The following is a 20,052-nucleotide window of genomic DNA, read 5'->3' as shown; positions in this document are numbered from 1 at the left end:
TTTTTTGATATTATTTAAAATATTCCTTTTCTAACTCTTGAATAGCTTCAAGACTTTTCTTGCTAAACGGAGTATCTTTTGATTCCAGCTCTTGCTTAATAGCATTTACAGCTAATTGTAATGAATCTTGATAGGGAGGTATATCGTCGTTATAAGGTCTTACCATATTTTTAGGAACATTAGTCTGTTCACGAAATGCTAAAGCTTTTCTTTCATGAAAAAAATCCACATCAACCTGGTTAGGATTATGAAGGTCACCTTGTTTTGGATGTTTTAAAACAGCAAGAACTTTTACCAAATAGGCTTGCCCTCGATCAGCGGTAATTTCTCCAATATATTTACCTGTTTTATTAAAGGCTGTTACAATATCACCGATTACAAATTCATTTTGACTCATTGTGATGCTCCTTTCTTTTACTGTAAATGATACAAAAACATGAACATCTGTTACAACGATAACGTTTCGTTTGTACAAACGCTTGCGTATGTTGTTTCTTTTATTGTACATTACGGAAAGGAGGAAACATCATGAAAAAAATATTATTTGTAAGTTTACTATTAGTCGTTATATTAGCCGCTTGCGGAACAAAAGAAGAAAAGGTGAATTTTAAAAGCAGTGATAATGAAAATCTCTCTATAGAAAATTATCCACAATTTATGCCAGTTCAAGCAGAAGAGAAAGTAGTTTCTATGGAAACGTCAAAAGGGATAATTAAACTAAAGTTGTTTCCTGAATATGCCCCAAAAGCAGTAGAGAACTTTGTGACTCATGCAGAAAATGGCTATTACAATGGTTTAACATTCCATCGTGTTTTAAAAGATTTTATGATTCAAGGGGGCGATCCTGAAGGCACTGGTATGGGCGGAGAAAGTATTTGGAAGAAGCCTTTTAAGGATGAGTTTTCGAATAAGCTCTATCACTTCCGAGGTGCTCTATCAATGGCGAATTCAGGTGCTAATACAAATGGTAGTCAGTTCTTTATTGTACAAGCTCCAAAAGTAGAGAATGACCAAGCTATTATGGATGCATACCCAGAAGCAGTTGCTAATGCTTATAAGGAAAAAGGTGGAACACCATGGTTGGACAATAAGCATACTGTTTTTGGCCAAGTGATTGAAGGTATGGATATAGTGGATGCTATTGCGGATGTAGAGGTTGACCGTCAAGGAAAGCCTGCGGAAAAGGTTATCATTAAATCAATGAAAGTTATTCAGTGATTCTAAGTTAACATGGCTGGGGCGTCAAAAAAGTGATTACAAATCACTTTTTTGACGCCTTTTTATTCTTTTTAAGTAAAAATAACATGAATTTGACACTATTATTGATTGGACATATGTGTAAAAATTGAGTGAAATAGGTAATGATTGGTATAATGTTACATAAGAGATAAAGAAAGGATGTATTAATATGGACTTTTTTTATAATAGTGTGTTGGGTTTATTTTTGTATTTTCCAGAGGATAAGACGGAATATATTCCTGCTGGAATAACGACAGCTATATTTTTACTAGCAGCCGTTTTTACATGGCGTTTAATTATGAAGCATTCTAAAAAAGAAGAAGGTAAGTTGAAAAAGCTAGAAGAGCAAATTTTGCAAAAAAACCAAGAGAAATAATGTGTTGTTTTAAGCTGTCTAAACATTCTTTTATGTATGTCGACAATTCATTTGGAATATTTCATGTTTCTGCTGGACAAACTAGAAGCAAAATGTCTAATGGAGGCACATGATGAAGAAATGGTTAATAGTGGGATTGCTTTTAGTGGTTGGAGGATGCGCAGATAAGAATCCTACGAAAATGAACGTAGACATGTATGATGCAGCTGGTAATAAATTAGGGAAAATTCAGTTAGCTGAACAAGCAAAGGGCTTAGAACTTGATTTAGATTTAAAGGGTCTACCTCCAGGTGAGCATGCTATTCATATTCATGAAAAAGGCTCTTGCAAAGGTCCGGATTTCAAATCGGCAGGAAATCATTATAATCCTGATGAAAAGGAGCATGGATTAATGAATTCTGAAGGAGCGCATCTTGGTGATTTACCGAATATCAATGTTGATAAAGATGGTAATGTGAAAGTGAAGTTGCAGTCAGAAGCAACTTTAAAAGAAGAACGTAACACGTTGCTTACAAAAGAAGGTACATCCATAGTGATACATAAAAAGGTGGATAATGGCATGACGCAACCAGCAGGCGATTCTGGTGAGCGTATTGCTTGTGGTGTCATAAAGAAAGAAAAATAGGCTGTGAAAAAAAGTGATTACTAATCACTTTTTTTCACGCCTTTTTTTCGCTTTATTGGCTCTTCGTCGTAGGCTTCATTGAATCTATAAACTTGTATAGCTTGTTAGAATGCATCAATTTGGCGCTTTTGATTGATTGGTTGAGAGAAGACGCATTTGATTCTTCTTTCGAATTCAGAAAATTATTTAATTAGTTAATGCTTGTTTTACACGTTTCAAGCCTTCTTGTAATGTTTCGGTTGTGCAACCAATATTTAATCGGATAAAGCCTTCACCACCAGGGCCATACATCATTCCTGGAGAGATGGCCATTTTTCCTTTTTCAATCATTCGTGATTTTAATTCTTCATCGCTATAGCCTAATGCTCTGCAATCAAGCCATACTAAGTACGATGCTTCTGGTGCTATTACTGTAACTTCAGGTAATTCAGCTTTAAAAAACGTTTGCACGGTTTCAACATGTTGTTGTAAATATTGTAGTAGTTCTTCTAACCAAGGCTTACCGTGGTCATACGAAGCACTAATCACTTCAATGGCAAATAAGTTTAAGCCATGAAAGCCAATTTGATATTGTTTTGTTTGGATTTGCTGCAATAATTCTTCATTTTCACTAATAATAAGAGAAGCTTGAATACCAGCTACGTTAAATGTTTTGCTTGGTGCCATAAATGTAACTGTAATTTGAGCTAATTCATTGCTTAATGAAGCAATTGGGTAATGAGTGTAGTTTGGTAAACAAAGATCAGCGTGAATTTCATCTGATAAAATAACAACATTATATTTCAAGCACAGCTCGCCTATTTTAAGTAAATCTTCTTTACTCCATACTTTACCTCCAGGGTTGTGAGGACTACAGAATAAAAATAGTTTAACGTCTTGCTTAAGCTGCTCTTCGAAATGTTCAAAATCAATTTGCATTGTTCCATCAACATAGCGTAATGGACTTTGAAGTAATTCGCGATTGTTGTTTCTGATTGCATCGAAGAAAGGAGTATAAACAGGTGTTTGAATGAGTACCTTATCACCAGGTTCTGATAAAGCTAATATAGCGGTAGTAAATCCAGAAACAACACCTGCACTAAATGTAATTGCTTCTTTTGAGATGTTCCAGTCATACTGATTCTTCATCCAATTCATTACACTTTGATAGACTGAATCCGTTGTACCTGTATAACCGTAAACCGGATGTTGTGCTCTCTTTACGAGTGCTTCAACTACTTCATCAGGTGACGCGAAGTCCATATCTGCTACCCACATTGGTAATAAGTCTTTTGCTCCGTAGCGTTCTTCTACAAAGTCCCATTTAAGCGATGAGGTATTCTTTCTGTTAATTTCTTTGTCAAAATTATAATTGCTCACGTTTGTCACCTTCTAATACATTGTTTTTTTATTTACTCTATCTTACACTGTACCTTACTTTAAGGATGTAATGTTAAAAAAATTAAATTTTTCTAACATTTTAATCCTTTACTAGAGCAAAAACCTTTTGCTCTTTGAAAAAAGGCTTTATCATATATTTTGAAACTTGCTATAATAGGTCATGTTCAATTTTTAACTTAGGAGGATGTAATATGCATCTTAATACAATAGAGATACAAGTTTTACAATTAATCGAGAAGAATGGCCGAATCGACATTAATGATTTAGCAAAAATGACGGACTTAAGCGTAGACGAATTAGAAGGTACGTTAAAGAAGTTAGAAGAAATGAAAGTTATTGTTCGTTATATGACGATCATTGACTGGGCTAAGGTAGATGAGCATCAAGGTGTTACAGCTATGATTGATGTGAAAGTACAACCAAAACGTGGTGTAGGCTTTGATGAAGTGGCAAAAAGAATTTACCGATTTAAAGAAGTACAATCTGTTTATTTAATGTCAGGTGTGTATGATTTATCTGTTACAATTCAAGGGAAATCCATGAATGAGATAGCAAGTTTCGTATCTGAAAAATTATCTACTTTAGATTCAGTACTTTCGACTACAACGCATTTTATTTTAAAGAAATATAAACATGATGGAATCATATTTGAACAGCCTGAAGAAGATAAAAGAATTGTGGTGTCACCATGATTAAGACAAGTCACTTATCCAAAACAGCTCGTGAAATGAAACCATCAGGCATTCGTAAGTTTTTTGATCTTGCGGCTACGATGGAAGGAGTTGTTTCTCTAGGTGTTGGTGAACCTGATTTCGTTACCTCATGGTCAGCTCGTGAAGCTGCTATTGCATCTTTAGAGCAAGGATATACTTCTTATACAGCGAATGCTGGTTTACTTGAATTACGTCAAGAAATATCTAAATATATGAGAAATTCATTTGGACTTTCTTATGATCCTAAAAATGAAATTATTGTTACTGTTGGTGCAAGTCAAGCACTTGATATAGCGATGAGAGCGATTGTTGATCCTGGTGATGAAATAATCGTTGTTGAGCCATGCTTTGTTGCATATGCCCCACTTGTATCACTTGCAGGAGGAGTACCTGTAACTGTATCTACGAAACCGGAAAATGGATTTAAACTAATGCCAGAAGAGTTGGAGGCAGCTATCACACCCCGAACAAAAGGTGTGTTAATTTGTTCACCTAATAATCCAACAGGTACACAATTAGTGAAAGAAGATTTGCAAGTTCTTTCTGAGGTTATTAAGAAACATGATTTAGTATTATTATCTGATGAAATTTATGCGGAGCTTGCCTATGATGAATCCTTTACTAGCTTTGGTGCAATTGAAGGTATGAGAGAAAGAACAATAGTTATTAATGGTTTCTCAAAAGGTTTCGCTATGACTGGCTGGAGACTTGGATTTGTATGTGCACCAGTTGAACTTTCTGAAGCTATGGTAAAAATCCATCAATATGCAATTATGTGTGCTTCATCTATGGCACAATATGCAGCATTAGATGCTTTGAAAAATGGTATGCAAGATGTTGTTGATATGCGTAATAGCTATCGTGCAAGAAGAAACTATATTGTTAAGTCATTTAATGAATTAGGTTTAGAGTGTCACGTACCTGGTGGCGCATTTTACGCATTCCCATCTATTAAAAGTACAGGCTTAACATCTGAAGAATTTGCAGAACAATTGCTAATCGAAGAAAAAGTAGCTGTTGTACCTGGTAGTGTATTTGGTGAAAGTGGCGAAGGATATGTTCGAGCATCTTATGCCTCTTCACTTGAGCAATTACAAGAAGCTGTAAAAAGAATTGGAAGGTTCTTAGAGAATCGTAAGTAATTGTATAACAAACTCTTCTATTCGCTTTGAATAGAAGAGTTTGTTATTATAGGGATTAGTTTGCTCTAGGGTGTCAAGACTGTTGTCTTAACAAAAAATATTGTGTAAAGAGAAATTAGAAGAGTTTTAAATCAGATGATTGTATGTAAAAACAAAAAATGGACAAAACAGAAACTGTTTTGTCCATTCAAAAAGGGGGGAATACTTGAAAACAAAGCTCGAATGAAATGTTTGGGGGAGCATTTCAAAATGGCTGATTGTTTTCGTAACTAATCTTAATGGATTAGTAGAAAGCCTTCTGAAATAAGTATTTCCCCTTTTTTATATTTTATACAATTGTCATGAAATTACATCGCAAAGGAGTCTCGTACATGAAAGCGACGACAGTTTCTAAGCGAAAGTTACTTAGTGTTGCAGGATTAGGTTGGATGTTTGATGCAATGGATGTGGGAATACTTTCGTTTGTTTTAGCTGCATTAGCAGCGGAGTGGAATTTAACTTCTGGTCAAGTGGGTTTAATTGGAAGTGTTAATTCAATTGGGATGATGGTAGGAGCCTTTATATTTGGGCTTATGTCAGATCGTGTTGGCCGTAAAAATGTATTTATTATAACGCTATTATTATTTTCTATCGGAAGTGGATTATCTGCATTTACTACTTCGTTAACAATTTTTTTAGTTCTACGTTTCTTAATTGGGATGGGACTTGGTGGTGAATTGCCTGTTGCTTCCACACTTGTTTCTGAATCTGTTTCTGCTAAGGAAAGAGGTAGAGTTGTTGTTTTACTAGAAAGCTTTTGGGCTGGCGGCTGGATTGTGGCTGCACTTATTTCCTATTTTGTCATTCCTGAGTATGGCTGGAGAGCCGCTTTATTACTTTGTGCTATACCTGCTTTCTATGCTTTATACTTACGTTTGAAATTACCAGATTCACCTCAATTCTCGAAAAAAGAGGTGAAGAAAAACTTTTTACAACAAATTGTAGAAGTTTGGGCAGCTCCGTATCGTAAACAAACTATTATGCTCTGGATTTTATGGTTTTGTGTAGTGTTTTCTTACTATGGAATGTTTTTATGGCTACCGAGTGTAATGACTGCAAAAGGATTCGACTTAATACACAGTTTTCAATATGTGCTAATTATGACATTAGCTCAATTACCAGGATATTTTACAGTGGCATGGCTTATTGAAAAAGTTGGTAGAAAATTTGTTTTAGTTGTTTACTTACTAGGAACAGCATTTAGTGCATATTTCTTTGGAAGTGCTGAATCATTAACTTTATTAATTATTTCAGGTGCCATGCTTTCATTCTTTAACTTAGGAGCATGGGGAGCATTATATGCCTATACACCGGAACAATATCCGACTGTTATGCGTGGAGCAGGTGCTGGGATGGCTGCAAGTGCAGGGAGATTTGGTGGTATATTTGGACCGCTGCTTGTAGGTTCGCTTATGACAAAGGGTGTGTCCATTTCACTGATCTTCTCAATTTTTTGTATTGCCATTTTAATTGGTGCGATTGCGGTTTTAGTACTTGGGAAAGAGACAAAACAAACAGAACTAACTTAAAGTTAAGTAGTATAGAGCTTGTATGGAGGAGAATTTCTTCACTTAAATTAGAATTATATGTCATAAGAATTTTATAGGGGAAAATAATAATTGGTGGGAGGCTAAAAACCTCCTACCAATTGATGTTTTAAATGATTAGGGTATAAATAAGATTTGATGGTGTCTAATCTTACACCGTTTCCTTCTTGATTAGAGAGTAAAGCAAAGGAGTAAACATATATCTCAAAAAGGACCGGTTTTTAGTTTTTCTTAAATAGTTACGTATTATTGTAAACGCCCTTCAAGTAATTCTGATGCTGCTACATCTAATGCTGTAGATAATTTTAAGATCGTTTCGTTATTTGGGATGTTTGTTCCATTCTCGTAACTTTCTAATGTTTTGGTACCACATCGAACTTTTAAAGCTAAATCTTCTACACTCATGTTGCGATTTTCACGGCACACTTTAATATTTTTTCCGATTTGTGACATAATTTGTCTCCTCCTTAACATGCTATATCAAATTTATTATATCAGTAAGTTGTTAGAATATTAAGATAAAAAAGGTGAACATTTCGTGTTGAAGAGTATAATTTGTCGAAATAGGAGATATTTATATAGAAAGAGTATTCTAAGAAATTAGCTTCTTTGATAAAGATGGTTTAATGTGATATAATATGTAATTGTGAAAAAATGACTTAAATTTTTAATTATATAGGAGTGTTATTATGTCTACAAAATACGAAGTAGGTTCAGTTTTAACTGGTACGGTAAAAGGAATTCAACCATATGGTGCATTTGTTGCGCTTGATGAAAATACACAAGGTTTAGTTCATATTTCTGAAGTAACTCATGGTTATGTTAAAGATGTAAATGATCACCTTAAAATTGGTGATGAAGTAAACGTGAAAGTTCTTTCAGTTGATGAAAAATCTAATAAAATCAGCCTTTCAATCCGTGCTACTGAAGAAGCTCCAGCTGCTACAGAGCGTCCAAAACAACAAGCTCCAAAGAAACGTCACGCTGCTGTAGTTTCAACTGCTGCTCCTGAAGAAGGATTCAATACTCTTAAAGATAAGTTACAAGAGTGGATTAAAGCTTCTGATCGCCAAGATTTAATCAAAAAATAATTTTTGAGAACTAAATCTTTTTCACCATTTCCTAAAAGGAAATGGTGTTTTTTTTGTGCATATCTCTTTCTTTTTTTGTAACATGTGTTATCTTTATGGTATGAATTCTCAGTTAGGGAATGATAACTCATTAAAATGAAAACGCTTTTTTTGTAAAATTAAAATATTATTTTAATTTAAAAAATTCATAGCATTATTTTGAAGATGAGTTATAATAGTTGAGTAGTGAGGAGTCACCATGAAGAAGTATATGGATTAAGCTAGCTTTCTTTTGTTAAATTTCAGAAAAAAAGTTTTTTTCTGAAATTGTTGAAAGGGGGAATCAAATGGCTTTGCAAACGAGTTCAGAAACGCTAATTCAGCAAGCAGAGCAATATGGTGCGAATAACTATTATCCACTACCTATTGTGATATCCGAGGCAAAAGGGGTATGGATGAAAGATCCAGAGGGGAACCAATATATGGATATGCTCAGTGCGTATTCTGCTGTGAACCAAGGACATTGTCATCCAAAAATTATTCAAGCACTTCAGAACCAAGCGAACCGTGTGACAATAACTTCGCGTGCATTTCATAATGATCAGTTAGGTCCATGGTGTGAGAAAATTTGCTCTTTAACGAAAAAAGAAATGGCTCTTCCGATGAATACCGGTGCTGAAGCTGTGGAAACAGCTATTAAGACTGCAAGGCGTTGGGCGTATCAAGTGAAAGGTGTAGAACATAATCGAGCAGAGATTATTGCTTGTACTGGAAACTTTCATGGACGTACAATGGCGGCGATTTCATTATCTTCAGAGGAAGAATATCAACAGGGATTTGGTCCCATGTTGCCAGGAATTAAATTAATTCCGTATGGAGATATACAAGCTTTACGCGAAGCGATTACTCCTAATACAGCAGCATTTTTGATAGAGCCAATTCAAGGTGAGGCAGGAATTATTATACCGAAAGAAGGATTTATCAAAGAGGCATATGATTTCTGTAAAATGAATAATGTTCTATTTATTGCAGATGAAATTCAAGTTGGATTGGCACGTACTGGAAAAATGTTTGCCTGTGATTGGGAAGACGTTCAACCAGATATGTATATATTGGGGAAAGCACTTGGTGGAGGAGTAATGCCATTATCATGTGTAGTAGCTGATAAGAATATATTAGGAGTGTTTAATCCTGGATCTCATGGTTCAACTTTTGGTGGGAATCCTTTAGCTTGTGCAGTATCAACTGCTGCAATAGACGTTTTAATAGAAGAAGATTTAGCAAGAAACTCAATGAAAAGAGGGGAATACTTCTTAGACGAGTTGAATAAAATACATAGTCCTGTCATCAAAGAAATTCGCGGCCGAGGCTTGTTTATTGGTGTTGAACTAAATGAACCTGCTCGAAAATATTGCGAGGCATTGAAAGATGAAGGATTATTATGCAAAGAAACACATGACACAGTGATTCGATTTGCCCCACCTTTAGTAATTACACCAGAAGAATTGGATTGGGCAATTGATAAAATAAAAAAAGTATTAGAGTGACAAAGGAGTAGATTGGAACAATGGGAGCAACTGGGGTAAATAATCAAAAGATTGATAAAGAACAAGAATCATTAAATTTATTATCATCAACTCAAGTCGTAATTCATGAAGCACTTAATAAATTAGGCTTTTCAGATGAAATGTATGAGTTGTTAAAAGAACCTTTACGTATGTTAACTGTTCGTATGCCAGTTAAGATGGATGACGGCAGTGTGAAAATATTTACAGGTTATCGTGCACAACATAATGATGCTGTTGGACCAACTAAAGGTGGAGTACGTTTCCATCCAGAGGTAAATGAGCATGAAGTTAAGGCACTTGCAATGTGGATGAGTTTAAAATGTGGCATTGTAGACCTTCCTTACGGTGGAGGTAAAGGTGGAATAATTTGTGATCCACGTACGATGTCAATGGGTGAATTAGAAAGACTAAGCCGTGCTTACGTTCGTGCTATTAGTCAAATTGTTGGACCTACAAAAGATATTCCGGCTCCGGATGTATATACGAATTCACAAATTATGGCTTGGATGTTAGATGAGTACAGCATGCTACGCGAATACGATTCACCAGGATTTATTACTGGTAAGCCATTAGTATTAGGTGGATCTCAAGGGCGTGAGAAAGCAACTGCTCAAGGTGTTACGATTTGTATTAGAGAAGCTGCTAAGAAGAAAGGCATTAATGTTGAGGGTGCAAGCGTTGTCGTTCAAGGATTTGGTAATGCTGGAAGCTTCTTAGCGAAGTTCATGCATGATGCAGGAGCTAAAGTAGTTGGTATTTCTGATGCTTATGGCGCTTTATATGATCCAGAAGGTTTAGATATCGATTATTTATTAGATCGTCGTGATAGCTTTGGTACAGTAACTACATTATTTGATAATACAATTACGAACCAAGAGCTATTAGAAAAAGAATGTGATATTCTAGTTCCTGCTGCTATTACAAATCAAATTACAATAGACAATGCACATAATATTAAAGCATCGATTGTAGTTGAAGCAGCTAATGGCCCAACAACATTAGAAGCTACAAAAATCCTAACTGAAAGAGGCGTTTTATTAGTTCCTGACGTGTTAGCTAGTTCAGGTGGTGTAACGGTTTCTTACTTTGAGTGGGTACAAAACAACCAAGGTTACTATTGGACAGAAGAAGAAGTAAACGAAAAATTAGAACTAGTTCTAGTTCAAGCATTTAATAATGTATATCAAATTTCTCAAACAAGAAACATTGATATGCGTTTAGCGGCTTACATGGCGGGGGCACGTAAAATGGCAGAAGCTGTTAAGTTCCGTGGCTGGTTATAATTATATCGATTTAATATAAGCCAAGAAATAAAAAAAGCATCCTTAGATTACAAGCTAAGGATGCTTTTGATTTTAAAAGATAAGAATGTATATAGTTTTGCGTGTTGTCTAACCTTACTCCTGCCACACTCGGTCATAAGCCAATCCATTTTGAAAACCAAAAGAGGGTTTTCAAGAATGGCTCGTCTTATGCCTGCCGTGTGCCTCCTTTTGGATTAGAAGTAAAAACAAGAAGCAAATTCTAAATCCAAAAGGACCGGTGACGGTTTTTCTTGTTACCTCACTGCTCTTGATTCTGGAGAGCGCATAGTTACTTTATTTGGTTTAAATAATAGACCAAGATTGATAAGACCTGCAATTCCTACTAATCCATAAATGATTCGAGATATAAAGCTCCCTTGTCCACCAAATATGGATGCAACAAGATCGAATTGAAAGAATCCGATAAGTCCCCAATTAATAGCACCGATAACAGTTAGAATAAGAGCTATACGCTGAATAACACTCATTATACTTCCTCCTTTGTAAAGTGTTCTTAGCTGCAAATAGATATGTGCACATAATTTTTTCCATAGAAACGTATAATTTCAGGAGTATTAATAGCATGATGTAAATAATCATATTTATGCATAATCTACTAGTTTTTTCTGAAGTAAAAAGGTAGAAATGGGTTATCCTAAAAGAAAATATATTGCTTGAGTTATATGTATTGGCAACATTTTCACTATAATGAAATCTTGATTAAATACTCACGTTTCGCTAAAGTGTTAAATGAATATTAAAAATGGAGGAACACTCATGACACACATACGTTTTGATTACTCTACAGCACTGTCATTTTTTGGAGAACATGAAATTACATACTTACAAGATGCAGTGAAAGTAGCGCATCATAAACTCCACGAAGGAACAGGGGCGGGTAATGACTTCTTAGGATGGATTGATCTTCCAACTTCTTACGATAAAGAAGAATTTAACCGCATTCAAAAAGCTGCAACAAAAATTCAAAATGATTCAGATATTCTACTTGTTGTTGGAATCGGTGGATCATACTTAGGAGCGCGTGCAGCTATTGAAATGCTTCGACATAGTTTCTACAATGCAATTTCGAAGGAACAACGTAAAACGCCTCAAATCGTATTTGTTGGAAATAACATTAGTAGCACATACATGAAGGATTTAATGGATCTTTTACAAGATAAAGACTTCTCTATCAATGTTATTTCAAAATCAGGTACAACGACTGAGCCTGCAATCGCTTTCCGTATTTTCCGCAAAATATTAGAAGAGAAATATGGTAAAGAAGAAGCGCGCAAACGTATTTTTGCTACAACAGATAAAGCACGTGGCGCATTAAAAACGGTTGCAGACGAAGAAGGATACGAAACATTCGTAATTGCTGATGATATTGGTGGTCGCTATTCTGTATTAACAGCAGTTGGTTTATTACCAATCGCTGTAAGCGGTGCAAACATTGAAGAAATGATGAATGGTGCACAAGCAGCACAACAAGAATACAGCAACCCAGAATTAGCAGAAAATGCCGCATATCAATATGCAGCTGTTCGTAATGTTCTTTACAATAAAGGTAAAACAATTGAAATGCTGATTAACTATGAGCCAGGCTTACAATATTTCAATGAGTGGTGGAAGCAACTGTTTGGCGAAAGTGAAGGAAAAGACCAAAAAGGTATCTACCCTTCTTCTGCAAACTTCTCAACAGATCTTCACTCATTAGGACAATATGTTCAAGAAGGTCGTCGTGACTTATTTGAAACAGTTGTGAAAGTGAAGGAAGCTCGTCACGAGTTAACAATTGAAGCAGAAGACAATGACAGTGATGGCTTAAACTACCTTGCTGGTAAAACAGTTGATTTTGTCAACACTAAAGCATTTGAAGGAACATTGCTTGCTCATACAGATGGTGGCGTTCCAAACCTTATTGTTGAAATTCCAGCTATGGATGCTTACACATTTGGATATCTTGTATATTTCTTCGAGAAGGCTTGTGCAATCAGTGGATACCTATTAGGTGTAAATCCTTTTGATCAACCTGGAGTAGAAGCATATAAAGTAAACATGTTCGCACTTCTTGGAAAACCAGGATTTGAAGAGAAAAAAGCTGAACTTGAAAAGCGTTTAAAATAAACTATATATGTAAAACCACGCTAATAATGGCGTGGTTTTTTGTTTTCTTCTACCTATTTGCAATTAATTAGAGTAGGATAAGACCTTTTTTATATTAGGTTTTTGTACAGGTGTATGTGTCTTTGAGGCATTAAATTAACTAAAGGAGAAGATGTTAAGCCTTTTAAAACAATTCAATGCTTCTTAAAAGCTGGTGACACTGTATCACTAAGGTTTAGTCATGTATCATTATTGACTATTTCTCTTGTTGGTGGAATTGCTACAACTAGTTCACTTCCTGCGTCTGGTAATGCCACATTGTCTGTATCAGAAGCACATAAAGTATGTAGCCTAGGAAACTTTAGCGGTTTATCTTTAGGCAATGGTATTGGTTCTAACCCAATGGGATAATTCAATAATTTTTATTGTTAGGGCCACGCTGTAAGGCAAGTTTTTTATTTGTGCAAAAATGGAGAAGTGTTCTGTAAGAGGTTTTTTCTTCTTTTTTATAGGTGTTTATATGAGATTTGAAAAATCTAGATTGTTAATGAAGGAAACATATGATAAATGTACAAGCAAATTTTTTTTGATGTCATCTTAATATAGTATAGCTCATTATAAAGGAGGGATATTATGGGTTTTCAAAATTGTTATTGTTCAGATAAACCTTGTAGCTGTCGTCCATCTAATCATCACCATCATCACCAACCTGAAGAGGTTATCAAAAGTGAGTGCTTAGCCTTTGGTTCTTTATATAATCCAAATCCAATTCCGCCAGCTCTGGCGGAGATACCTGTTGTACAGGGAGCCTTAGTAGACTTTACACAGCTTGGGCCATTTCGTAGAGTATTGCCAGATGTTGCAACAGATTCTATTACTGTATTATCATCAGGTATTTATGAGATTACTTTTGGCGTGAATGTATTACAAGTTATTCCTGCAGATGCTTTAGCAAGAGTGTATGTCAATATTTATATAAATGGAGAAGTTGATCAAACAAGTTCTGCTTCCTTGTTCAATTCGAATAATGGTACTGGTTCTGTTTCTCACGAAGTTACGCTTTCGCGTACGATTGAGCGATTTTTGAATGAAGGAGATATCATTACACTTCGCTTTAGTTTTGTTGCTGGAGAAGTTCAAACATATGGAAATGCGTCTTTAGTTGTTGATCAAAAATTTAAAATGAAATGTCATGTTTTTGAGTGATTAAAAAAAGAGGTGGACTCAATCTGAAAACGCCTTTTTTAGTCCCCTATATTTATCTTTCAGAAATTTATGGACTAATGATAAATATAAACTATCAACATGTTTTGCAAGAATTAGTATTGGTACAAGCCGATGTTAATAGTAACCTTCTAAAACATATCAACTATTTTTGAAAGAGGGAGACTTTGTGAAAATTGGATTTCGCGTGTACAAGTTAATCATGAGACTATAACTGCTCAGTATGGAAATGCATGATTAATACTTTCTCAAACAATAAAATATGCATGATGCTATATAGTTTGTTTTTGATAGTGTTGTAATGATATTGCAAATTTCATATATAAAGAATAAATCCCTCAACCAATTAGCGTGAGGGGTTTTCTTTTGAAAAAAATGAAGTCGTGAAATGTTCGCATAGACGTGTAAAAAGTCATTAATCGGTTAATCTATACGAAAAAGGAGTGTGCTTATGCAAAAGATTACTTCGAAAATAGAAGGTACGATTGTTTCTCTTTACGAGTTAGAGCAAATATTGAAGCCGCTGGGATATAGCATAGCTGGTAATTGGGATTATAATAGTGGTTATTTCGATTACAAAATGGCTGATGAACCAGGTTATGTGTATTTGCGTGTTCCTTTTGAAGCTGTGCAAGGTCAATTAGATGAACAAGGTGCAGTCGTAAAAATAGGAACTCCATTTGTTCTTGCACATCAATATCAAAGTGGCTTAGATGACCATTCTTATACAAGTAGTGTGACATCAGCGTTTAATCAGTTCTCTGAGCCTGCTGATAGCGATGCAAATATTCAGAATCAGTATCATATTTTAGGTAAAGCTTTAGTTGAAGAATTAGAGTTTTATGTACCATAATTATTTTCACCAGTTAATACGTTAACCATAATGGCACCAGCAAAAATATTGGTTTGGATAATATGATCAGCACCTGCTCGTTTAGCATTTTCCATTTGACTAAGTGTGAGAATCTCTACACAGCTATAGATGTTTGGATTTAAGCCTTTGCTTGCAATTAAAGTTAGTATAGAAAACATATCCGCTTGAAACTCTTGTTGCTTGAAATCGGCTGTAATAAGAATTCTAGCGGCTTTTTGGATATTGGCTTTTAATAAAACATTATCTTCTGTCGCTTTTCCGTTTATAAAGTGAAAGCCGAAATGGCGATCAGGATGCTTCCGTAATGTTTGATCTATTAATACAATAGGAACTTTGGACTTTTGTTCATGAAGGCGTGAAATGATATTTTTTGAGCGTTCATTCCAGCCAACAATAATATAATGATTTTCTTCTGTGAAATCCTTCGTTCCATTCATTAGCTTTTCCTCCGATGAAATAGCCGCAGATGAAACTGTGGCAAAATAAGTGGTTACAAATCCAGCCCCGATAAAAATCAATAGGATTCCAATTAATTTTCCAACAATAGTTACAGGTGTGTAGTCACCATAACCGACAGTTGAAGTCGTTACAATTGCCCACCATATACCTTCAAGAATGGATGGAAATGTCTTTGGCTCGATGATGGTCATTGTAAAGCCGAAAAGAGTAATTAAAATTAAAATGATGATAACTAATTTTGTTATTTTAGGGATTTTAGATATATGGCTTGTAATTTTTTGAATCATTATAGCTCACTCCGAATGTTCGTGCATTATATATCCATTATGTTCAAAAGAGATTAAACTCAAGCATGTTATGATAGTATTTATTTGTTCAAAAGGAGTGAAGATATATGAATCAAAGTGAAATGATTCGATTAACAGAAGAGTTTGTTTTTGAGTTATTATCAGATGAAGCAAGCGGTCATGATTGGTGGCATATACATAGGGTAACCTCACTAGCGAAAACCATTGCTGAAAAAGAAGGGGCAGATTTATTTATTTGTGAAATGGCTGCTTTACTGCATGATGTTGCAGATGAGAAGCTTAATAGTAGTGAAGAATCAGGTATTTCTAAAGTGAGACAGTGGCTGCGTTCTTTACAAGTAGATGGGGAATCGAGTAAACATATTATTGAAATTATTACAACGATGTCATTTAAAGGTGGTGGACAGCCACCAGTAAAAACTCTCGAAGGAAAGGTTGTACAGGATGCTGATCGTTTAGATGCAATTGGGGCAGTAGGGATAGCTAGAGTGTTTGCTTTTTCAGGAGCAAAGGGACAACTTATATATGATCCGACGATTCCAGTCAGGGAGCAGCTGACAAAAGAAGAATATCGAAAGCAAAAAACAACAGCTATTAATCATTTTTATGAAAAGCTACTTAAGTTAAAAGGATTGATGAATACTAGCTATGGTAAACAAATGGCTGAACAACGCCATGCATTTATGGAAGAGTATTTGAAGACTTTTTTAGGAGAATGGCAAGGAATACGTTAATAATGCTATCTACATAAAATCATTCACTGATAGAAAAACTAAAGTAATCAAAGATAACGGGAAGTGTTCTTTTTGAGATTTCTTTGGAAAACATGCGTTGTATTATTTGGTTCTTTTATAACTAGTATTGGTATAATTCTCTTTGTTACAACGGGTCATGGAGTAGACCCTATTAGCGTTTTACTTCAAGGGTTAGAGAATTACACACCCTTTCGATTTGGTACTTTAAGTCAACTATTTAATGCTATTGTTTTATTTGTTGTTTTCTTATTAGATCGTTCGAAAATTTACTGGGGAAGCTTATTGAATGCATTAAGTGTTGGTTATTTTATTAATCGTTTGATTGTGCTACCTATTTTCTCTTTTAGTGGAGTAGAAACCTATTTTTTTTCTATAGTAGGAGTGTTTTTATTAGGAATGGGATTAGGTGTTTATCTATCAGCAAATTTTGGTGTAGGTGCTTTAGAGGGCCTTATGATTTATTTGAGTGATAAATGGGGCATATCAATTAAGTTTGTTCGAATTGGATTAGATGCTATGCTAGTAATCAGCGGTTTTCTTCTAGGTGGGACAGTTGGATTGGGTACATTAGTGGGTGTTTTGTTAATCGGTCCAACGATTGAATGGACATTGACACTTATCAATGTATTCAAAGGTAAAATCAAATTTTCATGAATCTCTTTCTTATGGATAAGAACATTACCCATAAGAAAGAGATTTTTTTGTTATAAAAATCAATCTTTGTAACTGCTTTATGATACTGGGTTAGTGCAAAAGTGTAGTACGCTCCCGACTTTATATTCATATAATAATTTAATTCATATTGAGGAAGTGAGATGAGGTGACGGATGATATTTTTGAAAAGAAGTACAATGATCTGAAGAATTATATAAATATAAGTGATGAAAAGGCAAGTCAACGTATTGCTGAGAAATTGACAGAGTTAAATATGCCAGTTGTAAACAAAGAGATTGTCATTATGTGTATAGGAAGTGATCGTGCTACTGGTGATAGTTTAGGTCCATTGGTAGGAACCTTATTAAATAAAGTGACTAATTTTCCATACAAAGTATACGGAACTCTTTTTGAACCGATTCACGCGATTAATTTAGATGATGTATACAAAGAGATAATAACTAACCATATGAATGCTTACATTCTGGCTATAGATGCTTGTTTAGGACAAAAGAAGAACGTAGGTAAAGTTATTGTACAAGCGGGTCCTATAAAGCCTGGTGCAGGTGTACAGAAGGAGTTAACCCCTGTTGGACATGCTCATATAAAAGGAATTGTCAATATTAGTGGTTTTATGGATTACTTAGTTATTCAAAGCACAAGACTTCATGATGTATTTATGATGGCAGAAGTGATTAGAGATGGCATTTGGATGTATGCAAGACAAAATTCATTCGCTCGAAAAAATTCGAAGTAATTCTACTTTTATTGATGTGAGCTTAGTAAAATGGAGGTTATTATGAAAATCACTGTATTGAAAAAGTTATATTTAGGATTTTCTATCGTTATTCTCCTTGTTCTTGGAACAGGTCTGATTGGTTTATATCAAATGAACAAAATAGCCAATGATTATCATAATATGATAAATCAACGAGTAGAAAAAATTAATAAGGTTAACGATTTGCTTGACTATGCGAACGAAAAGCACGCTTTATTATTAGCTTACTTAAGCTTAGATGATCCTGAGTATTTTACTAAGCATAAAGAAATGAATGCAATGTTTGAGGCGAAGGCGGAAGAACTGAAACATATACTGAAAATACAAAAACACCTTGACTTAATTAATGAAATTCTTGAGATTAATAAGACATATATTGATGATAAGCTAATGCTAATTGCGTTGCCGAAGAATCAGAAGGTAGAAAGAGATGCACTGTTAACTAAAATTCATGAAGCTAATAATTTAATCGTAGAAAAATCTACACTAATTGTGAAAGAACAGAATGAATTAATTAATAAAGAAAGTACGGCACTATTAGAAGAGACGCATTCTATCATGAATGTAATTATTGTGATATTGTCTGTCATTGTAGTTGTTGCAGCTACAATTGCATACTTTATTTCTCGCAATATCTCTAAACCAGTGCAAATTGCATCTCGTGCACTTGAAAGTGTAGCAGATGGCGATTTAACTATAGAAAAGATGAATGTGAAAAATAAAGATGAGCTTGGTGACATGGTAATGGCATTAAACAACATGACTGGTAATTTACATTCAGTGGTTGGTGAAGTTGTTGATTTTTCTTCACATGTGGCTTCTCAGTCCTTACAATTAATGGCCTCTGCTGAACAAAGTGCAGAAGCATCAAAAGTATTAGCAAATATTGCACAGGACACTGAAGATGGCGCAAAAACACAATTGGCATCTGTTTATGATGTGAATGGACAGATTCAAGAAATGAATGCAGAAATATCGAATATTTCACAAAGCACCGATGATATGCTGTTAGCTACGAAAAATGCTGCTCTGCAAGCGAATATTGGAGCAAAATCCTTAAAAACGATTGTAGATCAAATGCAAAAGATAGGGCGTTCTGTAAATGGAACAACAAAGATGATTATGGAGCTTGGGGAGCTTTCTAAAGAAATTAGTAAAGTGACAACTATTTATTACGAATGTATCTGATCAAACAAATTTATTGGCCTTGAATGCAGCTATCGAAGCAGCAAGAGCAGGAGAGTCTGGAAGATGTTTCACAGTTGTAGCAGGTGAAGTGAGAAAGTTGGCGGAGGAAACGAAGAACTCTTCAATCGAAATTTTTAGAATGATTGATCTCATTCAGAAAGAAACAGAAAAAGCAGTTCATGCAATGGAAATCGAGAATGGAATGATTAATAAAGGAATTGAGTATACAGAAGATACAACGGTAGCGTTTGCTAATATTGAAAGTAGTATAGAAGTTGTAACGAGGAAAGTACAAACTGTTTCGATAGCAATTGATGAAATTAGTGCAGTTGCCAAAGTTATTTTAAAGGTCATAGGTTTAGTACAAGAGAAAGCGGAATTGGTAGTGGATTCTAGTCAGGAATCTAGTGCAGCAACGGAAGAACAGCTTGCTGCGATGGAAGAAATTTCTCGTTCTGCTCAGGCATTGACAGAACTTGTGGGAAATCTTCAAGATTTGATGTCGCAATTTAAAGTAGGAAAGAGGAAATAATGCCTAGTCTGATGGTGAAAATTCGGTTATGAGAAATAAATTCCCTATGACTATCGAATTCTTATAGGACTTTGTATATAATTTTATAGAGAATAATAAAAAAATTCAAATTGACACTTGTGGATATTTTTTCTTATAAACTATGCAGGAGTAAGCGAACAACTCACAATG

General features: G+C 34.9%; 23 protein-coding genes. 18 read left to right on the top strand and 5 right to left on the bottom strand.

All coding sequences use genetic code 11. From position 1 onward, the window contains the following. Positions 1 to 10: 10 nt before the first annotated feature. Positions 11 to 397 (bottom strand): kinase-associated lipoprotein KapB, encoded by a 387-nt coding sequence (kapB, locus tag TX86_RS21835; RefSeq protein WP_042352167.1) that lies wholly within the window; start codon positions 395 to 397, stop codon positions 11 to 13. A 131-nt stretch (positions 398 to 528) separates the two neighbouring features. On the opposite strand from kapB, the gene TX86_RS21830 reads away from it, so the two are divergent. From TX86_RS21830 to TX86_RS21820, 3 genes are all read left to right on the top strand, one after another. Then, complete coding sequence (locus TX86_RS21830) at positions 529 to 1,218, top strand: peptidylprolyl isomerase (protein WP_042352166.1); 690 nt, start codon at positions 529 to 531, stop codon at positions 1,216 to 1,218. A gap of 190 nt (positions 1,219 to 1,408) precedes the next feature. Then, positions 1,409 to 1,615 carry a hypothetical protein gene (locus tag TX86_RS21825; RefSeq protein ID WP_042352164.1) on the top strand — a complete coding sequence of 69 codons (207 nt, stop codon included), beginning with the start codon at positions 1,409 to 1,411 and terminating at the stop codon, positions 1,613 to 1,615. Between the two features lie 112 nt (positions 1,616 to 1,727). Further along, positions 1,728 to 2,240 (top strand): superoxide dismutase family protein, encoded by a 513-nt coding sequence (locus TX86_RS21820; RefSeq protein WP_154663216.1) that lies wholly within the window; start codon positions 1,728 to 1,730, stop codon positions 2,238 to 2,240. Between the two features lie 186 nt (positions 2,241 to 2,426). On the opposite strand, the gene TX86_RS21815 is transcribed toward TX86_RS21820, so the two are convergent. Further along, positions 2,427 to 3,599 (bottom strand): MalY/PatB family protein, encoded by a 1,173-nt coding sequence (locus tag TX86_RS21815; protein WP_042352161.1) that lies wholly within the window; start codon positions 3,597 to 3,599, stop codon positions 2,427 to 2,429. A 212-nt stretch (positions 3,600 to 3,811) separates the two neighbouring features. Here TX86_RS21815 and TX86_RS21810 point away from each other — a divergent pair, with 212 nt between their 5' ends. The 3 genes from TX86_RS21810 (at position 3,812) to TX86_RS21800 (ending at position 7,043) form a co-directional block, all read left to right on the top strand. Then, positions 3,812 to 4,312: an Lrp/AsnC family transcriptional regulator gene (locus tag TX86_RS21810; protein ID WP_042352160.1), complete on the top strand. Its 501-nt coding sequence runs from the start codon at positions 3,812 to 3,814 to the stop codon at positions 4,310 to 4,312. Further along, the gene (locus TX86_RS21805) at positions 4,309 to 5,475 is read left to right on the top strand and encodes an aminotransferase (RefSeq protein ID WP_042352159.1); all 1,167 of its coding nucleotides are present in this window, start codon (positions 4,309 to 4,311) and stop codon (positions 5,473 to 5,475) included. The genes TX86_RS21810 and TX86_RS21805 overlap by 4 nt, the downstream gene beginning before the upstream one ends. 371 nt (positions 5,476 to 5,846) lie before the next feature. Then, positions 5,847 to 7,043, top strand: a complete 1,197-nt coding sequence (locus TX86_RS21800) for an MFS transporter (protein ID WP_042352157.1) — start codon at positions 5,847 to 5,849, stop codon at positions 7,041 to 7,043. Between the two features lie 264 nt (positions 7,044 to 7,307). Here the strand turns inward: TX86_RS21800 and TX86_RS21795 are convergent, their stop codons facing one another. Further along, complete coding sequence (locus TX86_RS21795; RefSeq protein WP_042352155.1) at positions 7,308 to 7,514, bottom strand: helix-turn-helix domain-containing protein; 207 nt, start codon at positions 7,512 to 7,514, stop codon at positions 7,308 to 7,310. A gap of 236 nt (positions 7,515 to 7,750) precedes the next feature. Between TX86_RS21795 and yugI the strand changes: the two genes are divergently transcribed. The 3 genes from yugI to TX86_RS21780 all read left to right on the top strand — a co-directional run bounded on the left by yugI (position 7,751) and on the right by TX86_RS21780 (position 10,982). Beyond that, positions 7,751 to 8,152, top strand: a complete 402-nt coding sequence (yugI, locus tag TX86_RS21790) for a S1 domain-containing post-transcriptional regulator GSP13 (protein ID WP_042352153.1) — start codon at positions 7,751 to 7,753, stop codon at positions 8,150 to 8,152. 326 nt (positions 8,153 to 8,478) lie between these two features. Further along, the gene (locus tag TX86_RS21785) at positions 8,479 to 9,678 is read left to right on the top strand and encodes an ornithine--oxo-acid transaminase (RefSeq protein WP_042352151.1); all 1,200 of its coding nucleotides are present in this window, start codon (positions 8,479 to 8,481) and stop codon (positions 9,676 to 9,678) included. 20 nt (positions 9,679 to 9,698) lie between these two features. After that, a complete protein-coding gene (locus TX86_RS21780; RefSeq protein ID WP_042352150.1) occupies positions 9,699 to 10,982 on the top strand; it encodes a Glu/Leu/Phe/Val family dehydrogenase in 1,284 nt (427 codons plus the stop codon). Positions 10,983 to 11,257: 275 nt separating this feature from the next. Here the strand turns inward: TX86_RS21780 and TX86_RS21775 are convergent, their stop codons facing one another. Then, positions 11,258 to 11,491 (bottom strand): DUF378 domain-containing protein, encoded by a 234-nt coding sequence (locus tag TX86_RS21775; RefSeq protein WP_042352149.1) that lies wholly within the window; start codon positions 11,489 to 11,491, stop codon positions 11,258 to 11,260. Between the two features lie 289 nt (positions 11,492 to 11,780). Between TX86_RS21775 and TX86_RS21770 the strand changes: the two genes are divergently transcribed. The 4 genes from TX86_RS21770 (at position 11,781) to TX86_RS21760 (ending at position 15,186) form a co-directional block, all read left to right on the top strand. Beyond that, a complete protein-coding gene (locus tag TX86_RS21770; protein ID WP_042352147.1) occupies positions 11,781 to 13,130 on the top strand; it encodes a glucose-6-phosphate isomerase in 1,350 nt (449 codons plus the stop codon). A 231-nt stretch (positions 13,131 to 13,361) separates the two neighbouring features. Next, a complete protein-coding gene (locus TX86_RS26855; RefSeq protein WP_154663198.1) occupies positions 13,362 to 13,520 on the top strand; it encodes a hypothetical protein in 159 nt (52 codons plus the stop codon). Positions 13,521 to 13,742: 222 nt separating this feature from the next. Beyond that, positions 13,743 to 14,315 (top strand): hypothetical protein, encoded by a 573-nt coding sequence (locus TX86_RS21765; RefSeq protein WP_042352145.1) that lies wholly within the window; start codon positions 13,743 to 13,745, stop codon positions 14,313 to 14,315. A 469-nt stretch (positions 14,316 to 14,784) separates the two neighbouring features. After that, on the top strand, positions 14,785 to 15,186 hold the full coding sequence (locus TX86_RS21760; protein ID WP_042352143.1) for a YugN-like family protein: 402 nt from the start codon (positions 14,785 to 14,787) through the stop codon (positions 15,184 to 15,186). On the opposite strand, the gene TX86_RS21755 is transcribed toward TX86_RS21760, so the two are convergent. Next, positions 15,174 to 15,953 carry a potassium channel family protein gene (locus tag TX86_RS21755; protein WP_042352142.1) on the bottom strand — a complete coding sequence of 260 codons (780 nt, stop codon included), beginning with the start codon at positions 15,951 to 15,953 and terminating at the stop codon, positions 15,174 to 15,176. The two genes, TX86_RS21760 and TX86_RS21755, sit on opposite strands and share 13 nt — an antisense overlap. A gap of 107 nt (positions 15,954 to 16,060) precedes the next feature. On the opposite strand from TX86_RS21755, the gene TX86_RS21750 reads away from it, so the two are divergent. The 5 genes from TX86_RS21750 to TX86_RS21730 all read left to right on the top strand — a co-directional run bounded on the left by TX86_RS21750 (position 16,061) and on the right by TX86_RS21730 (position 19,881). After that, positions 16,061 to 16,708, top strand: coding sequence for an HD domain-containing protein (locus tag TX86_RS21750; RefSeq protein ID WP_042352140.1), 648 nt, complete (start codon positions 16,061 to 16,063; stop codon positions 16,706 to 16,708). 72 nt (positions 16,709 to 16,780) lie between these two features. Continuing rightward, the gene (locus TX86_RS21745) at positions 16,781 to 17,383 is read left to right on the top strand and encodes a YczE/YyaS/YitT family protein (RefSeq protein ID WP_052343830.1); all 603 of its coding nucleotides are present in this window, start codon (positions 16,781 to 16,783) and stop codon (positions 17,381 to 17,383) included. Between the two features lie 166 nt (positions 17,384 to 17,549). Continuing rightward, positions 17,550 to 18,140 carry a spore protease YyaC gene (gene yyaC, locus TX86_RS21740; protein WP_052343828.1) on the top strand — a complete coding sequence of 197 codons (591 nt, stop codon included), beginning with the start codon at positions 17,550 to 17,552 and terminating at the stop codon, positions 18,138 to 18,140. 42 nt (positions 18,141 to 18,182) lie between these two features. Beyond that, a complete protein-coding gene (locus tag TX86_RS21735) occupies positions 18,183 to 19,349 on the top strand; it encodes a methyl-accepting chemotaxis protein (protein ID WP_042352138.1) in 1,167 nt (388 codons plus the stop codon). A gap of 19 nt (positions 19,350 to 19,368) precedes the next feature. After that, entirely contained in the window at positions 19,369 to 19,881 is a 513-nt protein-coding gene (locus TX86_RS21730; RefSeq protein WP_195892939.1) for a methyl-accepting chemotaxis protein, read from the top strand. The last annotated feature ends 171 nt before the right edge of the window (positions 19,882 to 20,052 follow it).

Source organism: Bacillus massiliigorillae, from assembly GCF_000380245.2.
Lineage (GTDB): Bacteria > Bacillota > Bacilli > Bacillales > DSM-1321 > Bacillus_AD > Bacillus_AD massiliigorillae.
The sequence above is the reverse complement of the archived record's forward strand: the minus strand, read 5'-3'. Positions and strand labels throughout refer to the sequence as shown.